Here is a 16,008-nt window from a genome sequence, read left to right as displayed (position 1 = left end):
GCTCGCCCGTATGAGCGCTCGTATCCGCCGTGTCTACGACCCTCCCGAGCCGGACGACGGCGTCCGCGTCCTCGTCGACCGCCTCTGGCCGCGTGGCGTCTCGAAGGAGGCGGCCCGTGTCGACGAGTGGCCGAAAGGGCTCACCCCGTCGAACGAACTACGCCGGTGGTACCACGCGGGTGAGGGATCGTACGAGGAGTTCGCACGGCGGTACGAGGCGGAGCTGGCCGGTCCGGAGGCGGCCGAACTCCTGTCTCGTGTACGGGAGTTGGCCGCCACGGGGACGGTCACGCTACTGACGGCGGTGAAGGAACCCGGGGAGAGCCACGCGGCTGTGCTGCTGCGCCTGCTGGGCTGACGGCCGGGCGGCCTCACTCGGTACGCCGAGCCGTCGGCGTACCGGCCCCCGGAGGCCCGTCCCGCCTCGTCCGCCGGACGGCCGCCTGTCGGTGCCCCGGGGGCTCCCGGAGCCGACCTCACCTCGCCCACTACGCCGCCGCCTTCCTGCGCACCCCACGCCGGCTCCCGGAGCCGGCCTCACCTCGTCTGTTCGGCCGCCGCCCTTCCCGCCGCGCGGCCCGAGAAGAGGCAGCCGCCGAGGAACGTGCCCTCCAGCGCGTTGTAGCCGTGGACCCCGCCGCCGCCGAAGCCGGCGACCTCGCCGGCCGCGTACAGTCCCGCGATCGGCGTGCCGTCGGCGTCCAGCGCGCGGGAGTCGAGGTCGGTCTGGATGCCGCCGAGGGTCTTGCGGGTGAGGATGTGCAGCTTGATGCCGATGAGCGGGCCGGAGGCGGGGTCGAGGATGCGGTGCGGGGTGGCGACGCGGCCGAGGCGGTCGCCGATGTAGCGGCGGGCGTTGCGGATGCCCTGGACCTGGGCGTCCTTGCTGTAGGGGTTGGCGATCTGGAGGTCGCGGGCGCGGATCTGGCGGCGCAGGGTGTCGGCGTCGAGGAGGGGCTTGTCGGTGAGGCCGTTCATCTTCTCGACGAGCCGGTCCAGCGTGTCGGCGATGACGAAGTCGGCGCCGTGGTCGAGGAACGCCTGCACGGGGGCGGGGGCGCCCTTGCCGAGGAGCCGGTCCCGCAGGACGGCCTTGCGGTCCTTCGCGGTGATGTCGGGGTTCTGCTCGGAGCCCGAGAGCGCGAACTCCTTCTCGACGATCTTCTGCGAGAGCACGAACCAGGAGTGGTCGTACCCGGCGATGTCCTCGGTGGTGCGCAGGTGCTTGAGGGTGCCGAGGGTGTCGTAGCCGGGCATGCAGGGGTCGGGGAGGCGGCGGCCGAGGGCGTCGAACCACATGGAGGACGGTCCGGGCAGGATGCGGATGCCGTGGCCGGGCCAGACGGGGTTCCAGTTCTGGATGCCCTCGGTGTAGTGCCACATCCGGTCGCGGTTGACGAGGCGTACGCCCGCGTCGGCGCTGATGTCGAGCATCCGGCCGTCGACGTAGGCGGGAACGCCGGTGACCATCTCGGCGGGCGGGGTGCCGAGCCGCTCGGGCCAGTACCGGCGCACGATGTCGTGGTCGCCGCCGATGCCGCCGGAGGTGACGACGACGGCCTGCGCGGTGAGCTCGAACTCCCCGATGGCGTCCCGGTTGGAGGCCACCCCGCGCGCGGAGTCGTCGGGCGCGAGGACCGTGCCGCGCACGCCCTTGGCGGTGCCGTCCTCGACGACCAGCGCGTCCACGCGGTGGCGGTGGTGGAAGGTGAGCAGCCCGTCCTTGGCGGCCTGCTTGGCGTACTTCACGAAGGGTTCGACGACTCCGGTGCCCGTCCCCCAGGCGACGTGGAAGCGGGGGACGGAGTTGCCGTGGCCGTCGGCGCGCAGGTCGCCGCGCTCGGCCCAGCCGACGGTGGGGACGAAGGAGATGCCGTGCCCGGCGAGCCAGGTCCGCTTCTCGCCGGCCGCCCACTCGACGTAGGCGCGTGCCCAGCGCACCGCCCAGGAGTCCTCGTCCTCGGTGCGGTCGAAGCCCGCGCTGCCCTGCCAGTCGCTCCAGGCGAGGTCGAGGGAGTCCTTGATGCCGAGGCGGCGCTGTTCCGGGGAGTCGACGAGGAAGAGCCCGCCGAAGGACCAGTACGCCTGGCCGCCGAGGTTGGCGGCGTTCTCCTGGTCGACCAGGGCGACCCGGCGGCCCCTGCTGGTCAGTTCGTGCGCGGCGACCAGCCCGGCGAGTCCGGCCCCGACGACGATGACGTCCGCGTCCATGACGCCCGTCCCTTCATCCGATGGTGTCGCTGCCGTCCGTCAGCAGCGCGGTGAGCAGTTGTTTCAGCCAGGCGCGGGCGCGCTCGACGTCTTTGTCCAGCAGGAGTTGGGTGGTCACGCCGTCGTAGGCGGCGATCACCGCGTGCGCGGCGGCGGGGGCGTCGCCGAGGACCGGGGGGACGGGGGTCTCGGCGAGCCGGTCGGTGATGGCGCCCCGCAGGCGCGCGCGGTGCCCGAGGAGGCTCTCGGCGACCTCCGGGTCCCGGGCCGCGTGCACGAGGAAGTCGGTCTTGACGAGCAGCCAGTCGTGGTCGAGGAGGAGGACGTCGGTCACGCGGTCGACGGCTTCCGGTACGTCGAGCCCGGGACCGTCCTGCGCGAGCGCTCCGGAGACCTGCTCGGCGATGAGGTCGGCGCGCTGGCGGTAGAGCGCGAAGAAGAGTTCGTCGAGGCTGTCGAAGTTGGAGTAGAAGGCGCCCCGGCTGTACCCGGCGGCCTCGCAGATCTCCTCGATGGAGACGCGGCCGAACCCTTTGGCGGCGAAGACGGTGAACGCGGCGGCGAGGAGGTTGGCGCGCGTACGGACGCGGCGTCGGGTGACGCGGGGGGTGTTCGTGTCGTCGGCCATGTCCGTACCTCCGTTCGATACACAAACGTATCGGATACATCTGTGCATCGAAAGAGTCCGCCACTTTCTTCACTCGAACGGGTTTTCGATCCAGGGTGGCGACGAGGTGTGCCGGAGCCCTGTCGTCCGCCCACGGAGTCCCCGACACTGGGCCGGTGACCGTCCGACGTGGGGAACTCGACGCGCTGCGCACGTTCGTGGTGATCGGGCTGGTCTTCTTCCACGCGGGGCTGGTGTTCGCCACCGAGGGCGACTTCTACGTCCAGAACCGCGAGCGGACCGAGGTGATCACGTTCCTCGCCGGGTTCGGGGTGATCTGGGCGATGCCGATGCTGTTCCTGGTCGCGGGGATCGGTGCGCGGTACTCGGTGCGCAGTCGCGGGGCGCGGGGTTTCGCGCGGGAGCGGCTGCTGCGGCTCGGGGTGCCGCTGGTGTTCACGACGCTCGCCCTCAACCCGCTGCCCCAGTGGCTGCGGCTGCGGTCGGCGGACGCGTCGTACCACGAGTCGTACTGGCGTTTCTGGCCACGTTTCATGACGGTCCGGCTGGACTTCGCGGACTTCCCGTTCGTCGTCGACGGGCGGTACTTCGAGACCGGCCACCTGTGGTTCGTGCTCCTGCTGCTGGCGTTCTGCCTGATGCTCGCCCCGTTCGCGGCGCGCCTCGCGGCGCTCGCGGACCGCGCGGTGCCGGCCGTGGCCCGCCGTCCGGCGCTGCTGCTCCTGCCACTGGTGCCGCTGCTGCTGATCGACGTCCTCGCGGGCATGGAGATCGACTACGCGGGCTGGCACCACTGGGCGTACCTGGTGTTCTTCCTGTACGGCTTCGCGCTCGCCGGGGACGAGCGGGTGCGCGCGGCGATGCGGGCGCTCGCCCGGCCGCTGGGGCTCGCGGGCGCGGTGCTGTTCGCGGCGACGACACCGGGGTTCGCGGCCGACGAGGACCCGTTCACGGCGTGGACACCGCTCGCGGTGGCGACGCGCGCGCTGTTCACGGCGGCGGGCTGGTGCGTCGTCCTGGCGATCCTGGGGTTCCTGGACCGCCCGCGCGCGAAAGGCGAGGACGGTGCGGGAGACAAGGCCGACGAGAGGGGCAAGGGCGAGGTCCGGCGGCCGGGACGCGTGAAGGTGTACCTGGGGGTCGCCGCCCTGCCGCTGTACGTCCTGCACCAGCCGGTCGTGGTGGCGTACGCGTACGGGATCGTCGGCTGGCAGGCGCCGATCGTCGCCAAGTACGCGGCGATCGTGGCGGCTTCCCTCGCGACGGTCCTCGTGCTGTACGAGTTCGGCGTGCGCCGTACGCGCGTGACGAGGTTCCTGTTCGGCCTGCGTCCCGGGGCGCCGAAAGCCGCCACCCCACCGGCGGCAGCGGCTTCCTGATCTGCTTTGCTGTGCCTCGACCGGCTCGGACCCCTCCCCCCACAGGACCAGCGATGCAGGCAGACGTGCGGCAAGTCGCCGACGGGATCCATCTCGTGCGCGGCTCCAACACCAACTGGGTGATCCTCACGGACGGCGACGCGGTCACGCTCGTCGACACCGGCTACCCCGGCGACCGCGAGGCGCTCCTCGCCTCCCTCACGGCGGTGGGTAGCGCCCCCGAGGCGATCTCGGCGGTGCTCATCACCCACGCCCACTCCGACCACCTGGGCAACGCGGAGTTCCTGCGCTCGACGTACGGCACGCCCGTATACCTGCACGAGGCGGAAGTCCCGCACGCGCGCCGGGAGTTCCTGCACCAGGTCACCGTCGGGACGGTCCTGAGGAACGGCTGGCGTCCGGGCGTCCTGCCGTGGGCGGTGCACGCGATCCGCTCGGGCGGGACCACGGACACCCGGGTCAGCTCCCCGGAGACGTTCCCGGCGCCCGGCGCGCTGGACCTGCCGGGCCGCCCGGTCCCCGTGCACACGCCGGGCCACACGCTCGGCCACTGCGCCTACCACCTCCCCGCGGCCGGCGTGGTGATCTCCGGGGACGCCCTGGTCAGCGGTCATCCGACGTCCCGCAGGCAGGGCCCGCAGCTCCTGCCCGACATGTTCCACCACGAGCGGGAACGCGCCGTCGCGTCCCTCGCCCTGTTCGAGGAACTGGACGGCGACGTCGTCCTCCCGGGACACGGCCCGGTGCACCGAGGTGACATCGGCGACGCCGCACGTCACGCGCGCGGGCAGGACGTTTAAGGTCAGGCCATGGCTTTGCAGATAAGTGCGACTACTCCGGAGCATCCGGCCCTCCTGCTGGAGCTGCCGTGGGACGTTCCGCTGGAGGAGTGGCCCGAGGAGGTCCTCGTCCCGCTGCCGCGCGGCATCTCGCGGCACGTCGTGCGCTACGCGCGCGCGGGGGACGAGGTGATCGCCGTCAAGGAGCTGGCCGAGCGGCCGGCTCTGCGCGAGTACGAGCTGCTGCGCGACCTGGATCGTCTCGGCATCCCGGCCGTCGACCCCCTGGCGGTCGTGACGGGCCGGACGACCGAGGCCGGCGGCCCCCTGGAGTCGGTGCTGGTGACCCGGCACCTGGGCGGCTCGCAGCCGTACCGGTCGATGTTCGAGACGACGATGCGCCCCGCGACGATGCACCGGCTGATGGACGCCCTCGCGGTGCTCCTGGTGCGCCTGCACCTGGCCGGGTTCGCGTGGGGCGACTGCTCGCTGTCCAACACCCTGTTCCGGCGCGACGCGGGCGCGTACGCGGCGTACCTGGTGGACGCGGAGACCGGCGACCTGCACCCGCAGCTGTCCCCGGGGCAGCGGGAGTACGACGTGGACCTCGCGCGCGTGAACATCAGCGGGGAGCTGCTCGACCTGGAGGCGTCGGGCGCGCTGCACCCGTCGATCGACGCGATCGAGTTCGGGCAGGAGATCTACCGGCGCTACTGCGAGCTGTGGGAGGAGCTGACCCGCACCTCGGTGTACCCGGCGGGCAAGTACCACTTCATCGAGCGCCGTATCCGGCGGCTGAACGAGCTGGGTTTCGACGTCGCCGAGATGCAGATCGAGCACTCCTCCAACGGCGACACGGTCACGTTCGTGCCGAAGGTCGTGGACGCCGGCCACCATCAGCGCCAGTTGCTGCGGCTGACGGGGCTGGACACGGAGGAGAACCAGGCCAGGCGGCTGCTGAGCGACCTGGAGTCGTGGATGGCCACCCAGGACGACTACGCGCCCGGCGACCCCCTGGCGGCCCGCCCGGAGGTGCTGGCGCACCGCTGGGTGCGGGACGTGTTCCGGCCGACCGTGCGCGAGGTGCCGTTCGAGGTGCGCGGTCAGATGGACCCGGCGGAGATCTACCACGAGCTGCTGGAGCACCGCTGGTACCTGTCCGAGCGCGCACAGCACGACATCGGTCTCGGAGAAGCCGTCAAGGACTACATCGAGAACATTCTCCCCAAGGCCCGCGAGACCCTGGAGCCGACGATCCCCGAATGACCGGGGTGAGCCTCAGGCGTGCGGCACCACCGCCACCGGGCAGGGCGCGTGGTGCAGCACGCCGTGCGCGACGGACCCGATGCGCGCGCCGACGGCCGTACGCCGCGCCCGGCGCCCGACGACGACCAGCTGGGCCTCCCCGGCCGCCGCGAGGAGGACCTGCCCGGCGCTGCCCATCTCGATGTGCTCGACGACGGGCACCTTCGGGAACCGCTCGCGCCAGGGGCGTACGGCGTCGGCGAGGGCCTTGTGTTCGAACGGCTCGGGTCCGCCGGCCTCGTCGAGGAGCATGATCGAGCCGGGGCTGTAGGCGAACACCGGGGGCAGCGTCCAGGCGCGGACGACCCGTACGCGCGCGCCGCGTGCGGCGGCCGTCCGGAACGCGAACTCCAGGGCGCCGGCGCTGTCCTCGGGCTCGCCCTCCTGTCCTACGACGATGTCGCGCCCGGCGGCCTCGTGCGCGGGGTCGTCGTCGGCGCGGACCAGGACGACGGGGTGTCCGGCGTCGGCGATGACCTGCTGGCCGACCGAGCCGAGGAGGAAGCCGACGACGGCGCCGTGCCCGCGCGAGCCGAGCACCAGGAGGTCCTCGGCGGCGGTCAGCGTCTCGACGACGGGGCCCTCGACGGCTTCCCAGGTCACCGGGAGGCCGGGGTGGCGTGCGGTGATCTCCTGGGCGGCCTTCGCGACGGCGTCGCGCGCCCAGCCCTCCTGCGCGGCGTGGCCGACGGTGGCGTCCGGGTGGACCTGCCAGGCGTGCGCGATCCTGAGCGCCGCGCCCTGCCGTACGGCCTCGCGGGCCGCCCAGGACAGGGCGGCGAGGCTCTCGCCGGTGCCGTCGAAGCCTGCCGTGATCGGGGCCGTCATGGTGCCGCCTTCCCGGTCGTGGCCCCGCGCGGTACCCGCGAGGCCGAGCGTATGTTCCCTTCCGACCCTACGATGGCCGGTGTCGACCAGGGCCGCACGCCCTGGACCTGAGCACTCGGGGTGGAAAACGTATGACACAGGCCGCCGAAGCAGCGCGGACCGTCATCCTGACCGTGGCTGTACTTCCCGGAGAGCGACGTGCCGTTCTACCGTGCGACGAACTTCAGCAAGTACGCCGCCGCCAACGTCCCCGAGACGGACGTCGGTGCCTACGGCGCGTGGATGACCGAGGCCGCGCTGGAGCCCGGCTCCCAGCTCGATGAGCCCACCCTGATCCGCTCCTGCGACGAGGCCGTACGGTGGCACGGGCTCGTCCCGGCGGGGACCGAACTGGTGAGTGCTCACGTGGAGGTCATCCCGTACGCCTACCCCGTACCGACCCTTTCGCGGGATGCCGCGCTGGCCGAGGTGATCCCCTGGTTCGAGGCGCACGGCGTCCACCCGCGCGGCCGGTTCGGGACGTGGCGGTACGAGATCGGCAACATGGATCACGCCGTCAAGATGGGTGCGGACATCGCCTGGTGTCCGGGGACTTCCGAGGAGTTGCTTCCCTCCATGGCTCTGCCGGTTCCGGCGTCGGGGAGCCGGCCGTGAACAAGGAGCCGGTCGACATCACGACCCTGTTCGCGGGCCACCGTTTCCAGGTCCGCGTGGACGCCGCTCTGCACACCGTCCAGCGCCGCTACCTCGACGGCTTCCGGCCGGAGACAGACCTGGTCGCCTCGTGCGAGCACACCACCCGTATCCGCGTCCGAGCGGACACCCGGGTCCTCCGCGACCGCGCCCGGCACCTCGCGGCACGCCCCGAGCAGCGGGTGACCCTGTTCCGGGGCGAGCCCTACCTGTACTCGCGGTCGGCTCCGTACGAGTGGTGGCGGCCCGCCCCGGATGCACCACGATCACCTGTACGGCAGGGAGATGACCGGCCGCGTGCAGATCCTGGTACGGCCGGACACCGAACGCCCTGAACGGTACGCCGCCCGGGTCGTCCGCGACGGCGTCATGCGGTGTGCGGAGCACCGGGGATGGAGTGTCTTCCACGCGGCGGCCGTGGCGGTCGGCGGCCGGGGTGTGCTGATCGCGGGCCCGTCGGGGTCGGGGAAGACCTCGGTGCTGGCCGCCCTGTCCGCTCACCTGTCGGCGGATGTCGTGGCCTGCGACCGGGCGCTGCTCACCGACGGCGCCGGCCGTGTGGTCGGGGTGCCGCTGTCGGTCCGGGTGACCGGCGGCACCCTCCAGGCCCTGGGCCATCCAGGGCTTCCCGTTCCCGAGGGGTTGCCGAGGGAGTTCGGGGCCGGGCGCAAAGTCGCCCCGCTTCCCCGGGGCTTCACCCGGGTCTTCGGTGTGCGGCTTCGGGAGAGCGCACCGCTCGGTCTCATCGTCCTGCCTCAACTCCACGGCGGTGAGGGCGAGGTGCGGGTGGAGCGGGTCTCGCGGGATGCGGCTCGGGCTGCGTTGACCGCGGCGTGCTGCACTCCGTACGACGAGGACTGGCTGCTGCCGTGGTTCGCCGACCGCACCCGTTCCGTCGAGGAGCTGGCCCGTCAGTCCGACGCGATCGTCACCGCCGCCCTGGACCGGGCCGAGGTCGTGCGGGTCAGTGCGGGCGTGCGCGGCCGTCACCTGCTGAAGGGGATCGCCGAGGCGGTCGCGGGAGGGCTGGGGTGACGGCCCGGCGTATCGCGCTGGTGGGACCGATCGCCTCCGGGAAGTCCACGCTCGCCGCCTCCGTCGCCGCCCACACCGGTGTGCCTCACCTCGACCTCGACCAGTTGTTCTGGGGGCCCGGCTGGACCCCCGTTCCGGCCGCCGACTTCCACACCGCCGTCCATGACGCACTCGCCGAGGCGGCGTGGATCGCCGACGGCAACTACGGGGGACCCGTCGCGGAGATGCTCCTGGCGAGGGCCGACCTCGTGATCTGGCTCGACCTTCCGCTTCACACCTGCTTCCCACGGCTACTGCGCCGCTCGGTCCGCCGGGCCGTCACCGGGGAGGAACTGTTCGCGGGCAACCGGGAGACCTTCCGCCATCTCCTCTCCCGCGACTCGATCCTGCGCTGGGGCCCGGCCCACCACCGCCTCCACCGGCGCCGCTGGTCCCGCCTCCTCACCCCGGACGCGGGCCGACCGGGTCGTGCCTCCCGTGCTGCGCCTCGACCGTCCCGGCACGGTCCGCTCCCGGCTGGCGGACGCCGGCCTGACCGCTCCCGAGGATTCCCCATGCCCGACATGATCACCTCGGTGATCCGGGTTCCCTGGCACACCGCCCACGGTGGATACGACCGGCTCCTGGACCATCTCCTCGAAGTACGCCGCATCACCCCGCCCACCCGCCCCGGCCTGCGGCACGCCGTGGCCGGCGTCCACCGGCTGCTGGCCCGGCACTGCCCCCCATGAACCCGGGAGCGAAGGCCGTGACCCGGCGCGCGGGGACGCTGCCGGTGTCACTGACCACGCCCGCCGCCAAGAAAGCGGCAGCGTTGTCGGGTCCTGCGACCGTACGCGTCCTCGACACGAAAGCCGCCCAACGAGCGGGCGTCGAGGGCCTGTTGTTCTCCGTCCGGCGCGAAACCGGCGCCCAGGGCACCGCCGTCGGTGTCAAGGTCGACACGTCCGCCTTCTCACAGGCGTACGGCGGGGCCTACGCCGCCCGCCTGAAACTCGTACGACTGCCCGCCTGCGCCGCGACGACCCCTCCGCGACCCCTCCGCGACATGGTCCGCGAACCTGAACTCGGGCAGTTTCTCCTGGTCGTACGGCATGCCCGTGCCGGGCGTGCCCGGCAAGTTCGCTCCCAGCGTGGGCCTGTCCTACTCCTCCGGGGCCATCGACGGCCGTACCTCCTCGACCAACAACCAGTCCTCGTGGGTGGGCGACGGCTTCGGCTTGTGGCCCGGGTCCATCGACCGCAGCTACAAGAGCTGCGCCGAGGACGACGTGAAGAACGCCGACGGCAACAAGCCCGGCGACATGTGCTGGGCGTTCGACAACGCCACCATCTCGTTCAACGGGCACGCAGGTGAGCTGGTCCCGACCGGCACCAACACCTTCAAGATCGAGGGCGACGACGGCACCAAGGTCCAGCGCGTCTACGGCACCACCGCCGACGTCCGCTCCAACGGAGCCCACGACGACGAGTACTGGAAGGTCACCACGACCGACGGCACCCAGTACTTACGGGCTGCCCCACGATTGTTCCGCAGCAGCCAGTCACCCGGGCCAGAACCTGAAGACCGACGTCACGCCATGTCCCGAATTGGCCGCCGACGCCCCCAGGCTGCGGAGCCGTTCGCATGCCCACGAGGTGCACAGCGTTCCCCTGGAGGGGAAACGGTCGGGACGGCAGCTGATCTGTCCGTCGCGGGCCCCGTCTGGGATGCTGAAGGCCAGCTCGACAGGGGGGCAGACGGTGTATACGGAACCTATGGCGCGAGCCGTTGTGGAACCAGCAGTACTCAAGCTGATACGGCAATACCCCCGTGGCAGGTCGTTCTCCACGACGGCCACATTCGGCGGGGACGACTTCACCATGTGCGCCCACATACGGGCGCAGTGGGCGGCACCCGGGCAGGTGAAGATCGCACTGGCCTGTTGGGTCGTCAACATGGACACCGCGCGCCATCTCGGTGACAACCCACCTGCCAGGGAGGAGATGCGCCTGCCACCGGAAGGCACAGCGGAGTGGGACGAGGAACTGACCAGCCGGGTGATCGGCCACCTCGCAGCTCGTATGAACGCTCTTGCCACCGCCCTGCCGACCACCGACGAACACCTCACCATCACCGTGCCTCTCATCCTGACGTAGTCCGGTTGAAGGGACGACCGCACAACGCCCAGGGGGGCGCCCCGGCCTAGCCGCACACACAGGTGACCAGAGCCAGCCCGGCCGCTAACTGCATCGACGGCCTGGGGGCCGCTGTAGGCGAGCGCGGCGAGTCAGCGATCGATCAGGCTCCGCGACTCGCCGGTGCAGCCAGATGGCCATCAGGGCGCGCTGGTGGAAGAACTCGCTCCGCGTTGGGAGGCGCGCTGTGAGTCTGCACGCCGCCAACGGCGCGAGGGAGCCCGCCAGCGTCAGGCAGGAGCCGGGCCGAAGCACGAATTCGTCTTCACCGACCGGCTGCTGGCCACACTCGTACATCTGCGGACTGGCCTTACCCACGAGGCCCTCGGGGTGCTCTACGAGGTGGAGTCCTCCACGATCGGCCGGGCCCTCGCCGAGATCCGCCCGCTGCTCGCCGAGCGGGGGTTCGCCGTCCCCGACCGTCCCGGTGTGCGCCTGCGCACCCTGGCCGATGTTTTCGCCTATGCCGAAGCCAAGGACGTGACTCTGCGGATCGACGGGATGGAAACCCAGGTCCGCCGCCCCCGGGCAGGCCAGCCCGGCCGCCGCGCCTTCGTCTCCGGCAAGCGCAGGCAGAACACCCTCAAGACCACCACGATCAGCGACCACCAGGGCCGCACCCTGTGGTCCGGCGCCCTGCGGCCCGGCCGCATGCACGACCAGACCGCGCTGCGCACCGAGGGCATCGCCGAACAGTTCCACCAGCATCCCGGCGTGAAAGCCGAGGTCGACGACGGCTACCGCGGCCTCGCCAACGAGTTCCCCGACCAGGTCTTTGCCCCGCCGGAGAAACCGAAGACCGCGAAAGACCCGGCCGAGCGGCCGCTCACCGAGCACTACGGCTGGCGCGAGCACAAGCGCCGTCAGTCCTCCCGGCGGATCTGCGTCGAGCACGCGAATGCAGAAGTACGCCAGTGGCGCCCACTCCAGCGATACACCGGCCGCCGCGAAACCTACGGGGAAACCCACCAGGCCATCGCCGCCCTCGTCTCCGACCGCGCCGCCCAGCGGCCCACCCGGCACAAGACGAGTACCGAACTCATGCCCGTCCGCACGACGGCCTGCTGAATCACCCACCAGCTAACTCCCCAGGCCAACACGCCTCATGACCAATCGCGGGGCAGCCCGTTAGCGGCATCCTGCACGAGTATCAACATGCCGCTTGAACTGCGCGGATGAAGTTATCGGCACCCACAAGGGGCGGCGGGGTCGATGCCGGGCGGCAGGACGGCTTCGGTTCCCAGATCGGTCATGGTTCACCTCTCGGGTTCTGCCGGGTGGTCGCGAGGGGCTCCCATCGCGTGGGTGCCACCGTCGACGTGGGCGATCTCCCCGGTGGCGGAGGGGAACCAGTCGGACATCAGCGCGACGCGGGCCCATGCGACGGCATCCGTGCCTCCTGCGTATCGGCGGGGTCCCGGCCGATCGGAGCGCGGGCCGCGAACTCCCTTGCCACGCCGGCGAATCCGGGCGTTCCTGAGACCGCGAGCGCGTGCGCCGGTCCCGCCGCGACCAGGTTGACCCGTATCCCTCGTGGCTCCAGGTCCCGGGCCAGATACCGTGCCGTGCCCTCCAGCGCGGCCTCCGCGACGCCCGTCCAGTTGCACGAGGGCAGGCTCGCGACGCGTCGGAGCCGATCCTGACAACCGCCGAACCGGGCCGGAGCAGCGACAGCACCGCGCGGGTCACGGCAGCCAGGAAGCACACGCAGACGTGCAGGCGTCTGGCGTGACACGCCGTACCGGACAGCCACCTCGCCGACCGGGGAGCCGTCGAGCACCCCCCTCCCCCCGCACCGCCCGGTACCGCTGCTCGACCAGCCCCGCACAGGGCCACTTCGATTCACCCGTCGAGCCTCTCCTGAGACTCTGTCCTGAGGGCCTGTCCGACTGTCAGGGGCCGGACAGGCCCTGGCCGTGTTCGCCGGAACCGGTCGGTCAGGTCCCGGTGGCGACGCGCACGGAGTAGGGAGGGGGATCAGCCGAGGGGAGCGTCGCCCCTGCGGGTCGCCAGATCGTCGAGCATGGCGGCGGTCGCGGTGGCGCCGAACCGTGTGGCTCCGGCGCGGTACATGTCGAACAGGACGTCGAGCGTCCGCACCCCGCCGGCGGCCTTGACCTTCACCTGGCTGGAGACCGAAGCCCGCATCAACCGGACGTCCTCCAGAGTGGCGCCCCCGGGAGCGAAGCCGGTCGAGGTCTTCACGTAGTCCGCGCCCGCCTCCTCGGAGAGGCGGCAGGCGCGTATCTTCGCCTCATCCGTCAGGTAGGCGTTCTCGAAGATCACCTTCACGGTGGCGCCGTCGTCCCGCGCCGCATCGGTGACGGCCCGGATGTCATCGGCCACCGCAGCGTCCTCACGCCCGAGGAGGAGGCCGATGTTGAGGACCATGTCCAGCTCGCGTGCCCCGTCGTCGAGCGCGGCCCGTGCCTCGGCCGCCTTGACGGCGGTCACCGAGGAACCGTGCGGAAATCCCACCACCGTTCCGACCAGCACCGACGTGCCGGCCAGCATCTTGACGGCCGCCGCGACGTCGGCAGGCTTCACGCACACGGAAGCCACGTCGTAGCGGGCTGCCAGCGCGCACCCTTCGAGTACCGCGTCCAGCGTCAACTCGGGGCGCAGGAGCGAGTGGTCGATCATCTTCGCGACCTGCGCAACGGTAAGACTGCTGACGTTCACGAACCCGCCCCTCGACGTGGTGAGCACTTTGACGATGCACGGTCTCCGTCCGACAGCACGCGGTTACGCCCGACCGTGGTCCGACCGTAGGGCACCGGACCAGAGCTGTCTAGACAGCTAGCCACCTCCCCCTACGGATACTGGACATCGCCAGCGCCTCGATCGGGCCACCGGGACCGAGAGCGACCAGATTTGATTGGTTGACCGAGTCGCTGGACATCTGATTTTCTCTAGGAAGGAAAGCGATGAACGAAAGCTTCGCACCGCGGTACTACCAGATCGAGCAGTCACTTCGGGAGAGAATCACACACCTTCGGCCGCACGACCCTCTCCCTTCGGAGAGCGAACTGTGCGCCGAATTCGGCGTCAGCCGGATGACCGCGCGTGCAGCTTTCCAAGGGCTCGCCGCCGAAGGCTTGATCTACAGAGCATCGGGGCGAGGAACATTCGTCGCCGAACCGCCCGCCCGACGTCGCGCGGAGAATCTGGTTCGCTTCAGCGAGGAAATGCGTCGACGAGGACGTACCCCCTCTTCAAAGATCATTTCTTCGGAAACCAGAAGGGCGCAGCCGGACGAAGTCCACCGCCTTCAGCTCACCGCATCCGCCGACGTCGTGGCCATCACGCGCGTCCGGCTGGCCGACAACGTCCCGGTGGCGCTGGAGAAAGCGGTTTTCCCCGGGGAACTCCAAGAACTCCTGGACATCGACGTATCCACCCGCTCACTGCACGAGGCATTGATCGACCTGGGAAGGAACCCGCAGCGCGGCTACTCCTCGATCGAGGCGGACGTCGCCGGCGATCTGGACGCCCACCTGTTGGGCATCGCCACCGGCTCCGCGCTCCTCATCGAGCGACGCCTCATCCTGGACCAGGCCGACCGGCCCCTCGAACTGACCGAGACAAGATACGTGGGAAACAGGTACGTCCTGGATGTGGCCTTCCAAGTCGATTCCCCGGACCGGTGAAAACCTTCTTGGATTTCCGGTATGCCTTCGATCTCAGGTCGACATGAGTCGACGACATTTCGTGGAGATTAGATGTACGCGTATCTGATGACGGCCCCGGGATCCATCGAGCGCACAAAGATCCCCGACCCGGTCTGCCAGCAGGACGAAATCCTGATGAGCACCGAGGCCGTTTCCATCTGCTCCACCGACGTGTCCTATTTCAGGGGACACCTTTTCCCGGATGCGTGGCCGATCATCCCGGGGCACGAATATGTCGGCCGCGTCCTGGAGGTCGGCACAAAGCTGCGCGATGCCGTGCAGGTCGGTGACCGTGTCTGCTACTGGGGGCAGACCGACTTCGGCGGCATGGCGGATTTCCGAGCGTTACGGCCGATCTTCCCGGGCCGTCATGGCATGGAAACGTCCTGGTACACCGAGCGTAATTTCTACGACGCCGACCAGGCGGCGGCTGTCGTCCTCCCGGACTCCCTGTCGTCCGACCTGGCCACGATCATCGAGCCCCTCACCTCGGTGCTGCGCTCCCTGCTCCTCAACCCGCCCAAGCCCGGCGACACGTGCGTCGTCCTCGGCTGCGGCCCCAGCGCCCTCCTGGCGGTCCAGGTCCTCGACCGGTACCTGGGAGCGGGCTCCGTCACCGTGCTCGACCACAATCAGGAGCGGCTCGACCTCGCCCGCTCCTACGGCGCCCGTTCCGCCTTCAACACCAAGACCGAGCCCGGCACCCTCGAGGACTTCATCCACGAACACCACGACCAGTTCGCCGACTACGTCTTCGACGCCCTGCCGCACATCGGCGCGCCCAGGCCGGGGCAGAAGGACATACGCGGAAGCGCGCGAGTTCGCGGAATCCTGAAGGACCCAACCGCTGAACCCGCGCGTCCTCACAGGGCTGGAAACCAAAACGAGGGCGGGTTCATCTGTGCCTGCAACGGATACGGCGATCGTCAGAGCCGGGAGAATCGACGGCGTACGACGCCGATGGCTGTCCACGGTGCGATGAGCGCGGCGGTTACGGAGACGGCGGCCAGGAGGAAGAACAGCGGTCTGTAGCCGCCGAGGGGCACGGCCAGAGCAGCGCCGGCGAACGGCGCGAGGGCTGCTGCTGTGTGGGCGGGCGCGGCGAGGAGTCCGGAGAGGCGGCCGTAACGGGTGGTGCCCCATCGGTCAGTGATGGCGGTGGCCTGGAGGAGGGTGAGGTTGCCGCGGACCATGCCGGCCACGGCGATGAGCAGGCTGTACAGGCCGGGTATTGCGGCGAAAACGGCGGCGGTCAGTGAACCTCTTTCATCCTGGGGCTGAGGAGTGAAATGGGCTGGTCA

At 70.6% G+C, this 16,008-nt stretch carries 19 protein-coding genes and 1 pseudogene; 13 read left to right on the top strand and 7 right to left on the bottom strand.

The features are described from left to right. The first annotated feature begins 10 nt into the window (after positions 1-10). The gene (locus tag ACQCO7_RS41005) at positions 11-358 is read left to right on the top strand and encodes a DUF488 domain-containing protein (protein ID WP_464076597.1); all 348 of its coding nucleotides are present in this window, start codon (positions 11-13) and stop codon (positions 356-358) included. 179 nt (positions 359-537) lie between these two features. Here the strand turns inward: ACQCO7_RS41005 and ACQCO7_RS41000 are convergent, their stop codons facing one another. Together ACQCO7_RS41000 and ACQCO7_RS40995 are read right to left on the bottom strand one after the other, a co-directional pair. Continuing rightward, positions 538-2,211, bottom strand: coding sequence for an FAD-binding dehydrogenase (locus ACQCO7_RS41000; RefSeq protein ID WP_464076596.1), 1,674 nt, complete (start codon positions 2,209-2,211; stop codon positions 538-540). Between the two features lie 13 nt (positions 2,212-2,224). Continuing rightward, positions 2,225-2,839, bottom strand: a complete 615-nt coding sequence (locus ACQCO7_RS40995; protein WP_464076595.1) for a TetR/AcrR family transcriptional regulator — start codon at positions 2,837-2,839, stop codon at positions 2,225-2,227. A gap of 155 nt (positions 2,840-2,994) precedes the next feature. Between ACQCO7_RS40995 and ACQCO7_RS40990 the strand changes: the two genes are divergently transcribed. From ACQCO7_RS40990 to ACQCO7_RS40980, 3 genes are read left to right on the top strand one after another with little or no spacing between them, the layout of a single operon-like run. After that, positions 2,995-4,218, top strand: coding sequence for an acyltransferase family protein (locus ACQCO7_RS40990; protein ID WP_464076594.1), 1,224 nt, complete (start codon positions 2,995-2,997; stop codon positions 4,216-4,218). 53 nt (positions 4,219-4,271) lie between these two features. Then, positions 4,272-5,018 (top strand): MBL fold metallo-hydrolase, encoded by a 747-nt coding sequence (locus ACQCO7_RS40985; RefSeq protein ID WP_464076593.1) that lies wholly within the window; start codon positions 4,272-4,274, stop codon positions 5,016-5,018. A 9-nt stretch (positions 5,019-5,027) separates the two neighbouring features. Then, on the top strand, positions 5,028-6,263 hold the full coding sequence (locus ACQCO7_RS40980; protein ID WP_464076592.1) for a DUF4032 domain-containing protein: 1,236 nt from the start codon (positions 5,028-5,030) through the stop codon (positions 6,261-6,263). Between the two features lie 12 nt (positions 6,264-6,275). Here ACQCO7_RS40980 and ACQCO7_RS40975 read toward each other — a convergent pair whose 3' ends face one another. Then, entirely contained in the window at positions 6,276-7,130 is an 855-nt protein-coding gene (locus ACQCO7_RS40975; RefSeq protein WP_464076591.1) for a universal stress protein, read from the bottom strand. 198 nt (positions 7,131-7,328) lie between these two features. Between ACQCO7_RS40975 and ACQCO7_RS40970 the strand changes: the two genes are divergently transcribed. From ACQCO7_RS40970 to ACQCO7_RS40955, 4 genes are read left to right on the top strand one after another with little or no spacing between them, the layout of a single operon-like run. Further along, positions 7,329-7,784 (top strand): hypothetical protein, encoded by a 456-nt coding sequence (locus ACQCO7_RS40970; protein WP_464076590.1) that lies wholly within the window; start codon positions 7,329-7,331, stop codon positions 7,782-7,784. Then, positions 7,781-8,158 carry a hypothetical protein gene (locus ACQCO7_RS40965; RefSeq protein WP_464076589.1) on the top strand — a complete coding sequence of 126 codons (378 nt, stop codon included), beginning with the start codon at positions 7,781-7,783 and terminating at the stop codon, positions 8,156-8,158. The genes ACQCO7_RS40970 and ACQCO7_RS40965 overlap by 4 nt, the downstream gene beginning before the upstream one ends. Next, positions 8,109-8,858 carry a hypothetical protein gene (locus ACQCO7_RS40960; protein WP_464076588.1) on the top strand — a complete coding sequence of 250 codons (750 nt, stop codon included), beginning with the start codon at positions 8,109-8,111 and terminating at the stop codon, positions 8,856-8,858. Before ACQCO7_RS40965 ends, ACQCO7_RS40960 begins: the two co-directional genes overlap by 50 nt. Then, on the top strand, positions 8,855-9,589 hold the full coding sequence (locus tag ACQCO7_RS40955) for a P-loop NTPase family protein (RefSeq protein ID WP_464076587.1): 735 nt from the start codon (positions 8,855-8,857) through the stop codon (positions 9,587-9,589). The genes ACQCO7_RS40960 and ACQCO7_RS40955 overlap by 4 nt, the downstream gene beginning before the upstream one ends. Before the next feature lie 224 nt (positions 9,590-9,813). Here the strand turns inward: ACQCO7_RS40955 and ACQCO7_RS40950 are convergent, their stop codons facing one another. After that, positions 9,814-9,978, bottom strand: coding sequence for a hypothetical protein (locus ACQCO7_RS40950; protein ID WP_464076586.1), 165 nt, complete (start codon positions 9,976-9,978; stop codon positions 9,814-9,816). A gap of 13 nt (positions 9,979-9,991) precedes the next feature. Between ACQCO7_RS40950 and ACQCO7_RS40945 the strand changes: the two genes are divergently transcribed. The 3 genes from ACQCO7_RS40945 to ACQCO7_RS40935 all read left to right on the top strand — a co-directional run bounded on the left by ACQCO7_RS40945 (position 9,992) and on the right by ACQCO7_RS40935 (position 12,104). Continuing rightward, positions 9,992-10,822 carry a hypothetical protein gene (locus ACQCO7_RS40945; RefSeq protein ID WP_464076585.1) on the top strand — a complete coding sequence of 277 codons (831 nt, stop codon included), beginning with the start codon at positions 9,992-9,994 and terminating at the stop codon, positions 10,820-10,822. After that, positions 10,797-10,997: a hypothetical protein gene (locus ACQCO7_RS40940; RefSeq protein ID WP_464076584.1), complete on the top strand. Its 201-nt coding sequence runs from the start codon at positions 10,797-10,799 to the stop codon at positions 10,995-10,997. The genes ACQCO7_RS40945 and ACQCO7_RS40940 overlap by 26 nt, the downstream gene beginning before the upstream one ends. A gap of 162 nt (positions 10,998-11,159) precedes the next feature. After that, positions 11,160-12,104, top strand: a complete 945-nt coding sequence (locus ACQCO7_RS40935) for a transposase (protein ID WP_464076583.1) — start codon at positions 11,160-11,162, stop codon at positions 12,102-12,104. 292 nt (positions 12,105-12,396) lie between these two features. Here ACQCO7_RS40935 and ACQCO7_RS40930 read toward each other — a convergent pair whose 3' ends face one another. Both ACQCO7_RS40930 and deoC read right to left on the bottom strand, forming a co-directional pair. After that, entirely contained in the window at positions 12,397-12,741 is a 345-nt protein-coding gene (locus ACQCO7_RS40930; RefSeq protein WP_464077419.1) for an SDR family oxidoreductase, read from the bottom strand. 272 nt (positions 12,742-13,013) lie between these two features. Then, positions 13,014-13,718, bottom strand: a complete 705-nt coding sequence (deoC, locus tag ACQCO7_RS40925) for a deoxyribose-phosphate aldolase (RefSeq protein WP_464076582.1) — start codon at positions 13,716-13,718, stop codon at positions 13,014-13,016. A 245-nt stretch (positions 13,719-13,963) separates the two neighbouring features. On the opposite strand from deoC, the gene ACQCO7_RS40920 reads away from it, so the two are divergent. Together ACQCO7_RS40920 and ACQCO7_RS40915 are read left to right on the top strand one after the other, a co-directional pair. Continuing rightward, positions 13,964-14,686 carry a GntR family transcriptional regulator gene (locus ACQCO7_RS40920; RefSeq protein ID WP_464076581.1) on the top strand — a complete coding sequence of 241 codons (723 nt, stop codon included), beginning with the start codon at positions 13,964-13,966 and terminating at the stop codon, positions 14,684-14,686. Between the two features lie 87 nt (positions 14,687-14,773). Continuing rightward, positions 14,774-15,739: a zinc-dependent alcohol dehydrogenase gene (locus tag ACQCO7_RS40915; protein ID WP_464076580.1), complete on the top strand. Its 966-nt coding sequence runs from the start codon at positions 14,774-14,776 to the stop codon at positions 15,737-15,739. Here the strand turns inward: ACQCO7_RS40915 and ACQCO7_RS40910 are convergent. Then, positions 15,634-15,969, bottom strand: a pseudogene (locus ACQCO7_RS40910) (MFS transporter); the annotation flags it as partial. The gene ACQCO7_RS40915 and the pseudogene ACQCO7_RS40910 overlap by 106 nt on opposite strands. Positions 15,970-16,008: the final 39 nt, after the last annotated feature.

The sequence above is a fragment of the Streptomyces saintjeani genome (genome assembly GCF_055409605.1).
The sequence above is the reverse complement of the archived record's forward strand: the minus strand, read 5'-3'. Positions and strand labels throughout refer to the sequence as shown.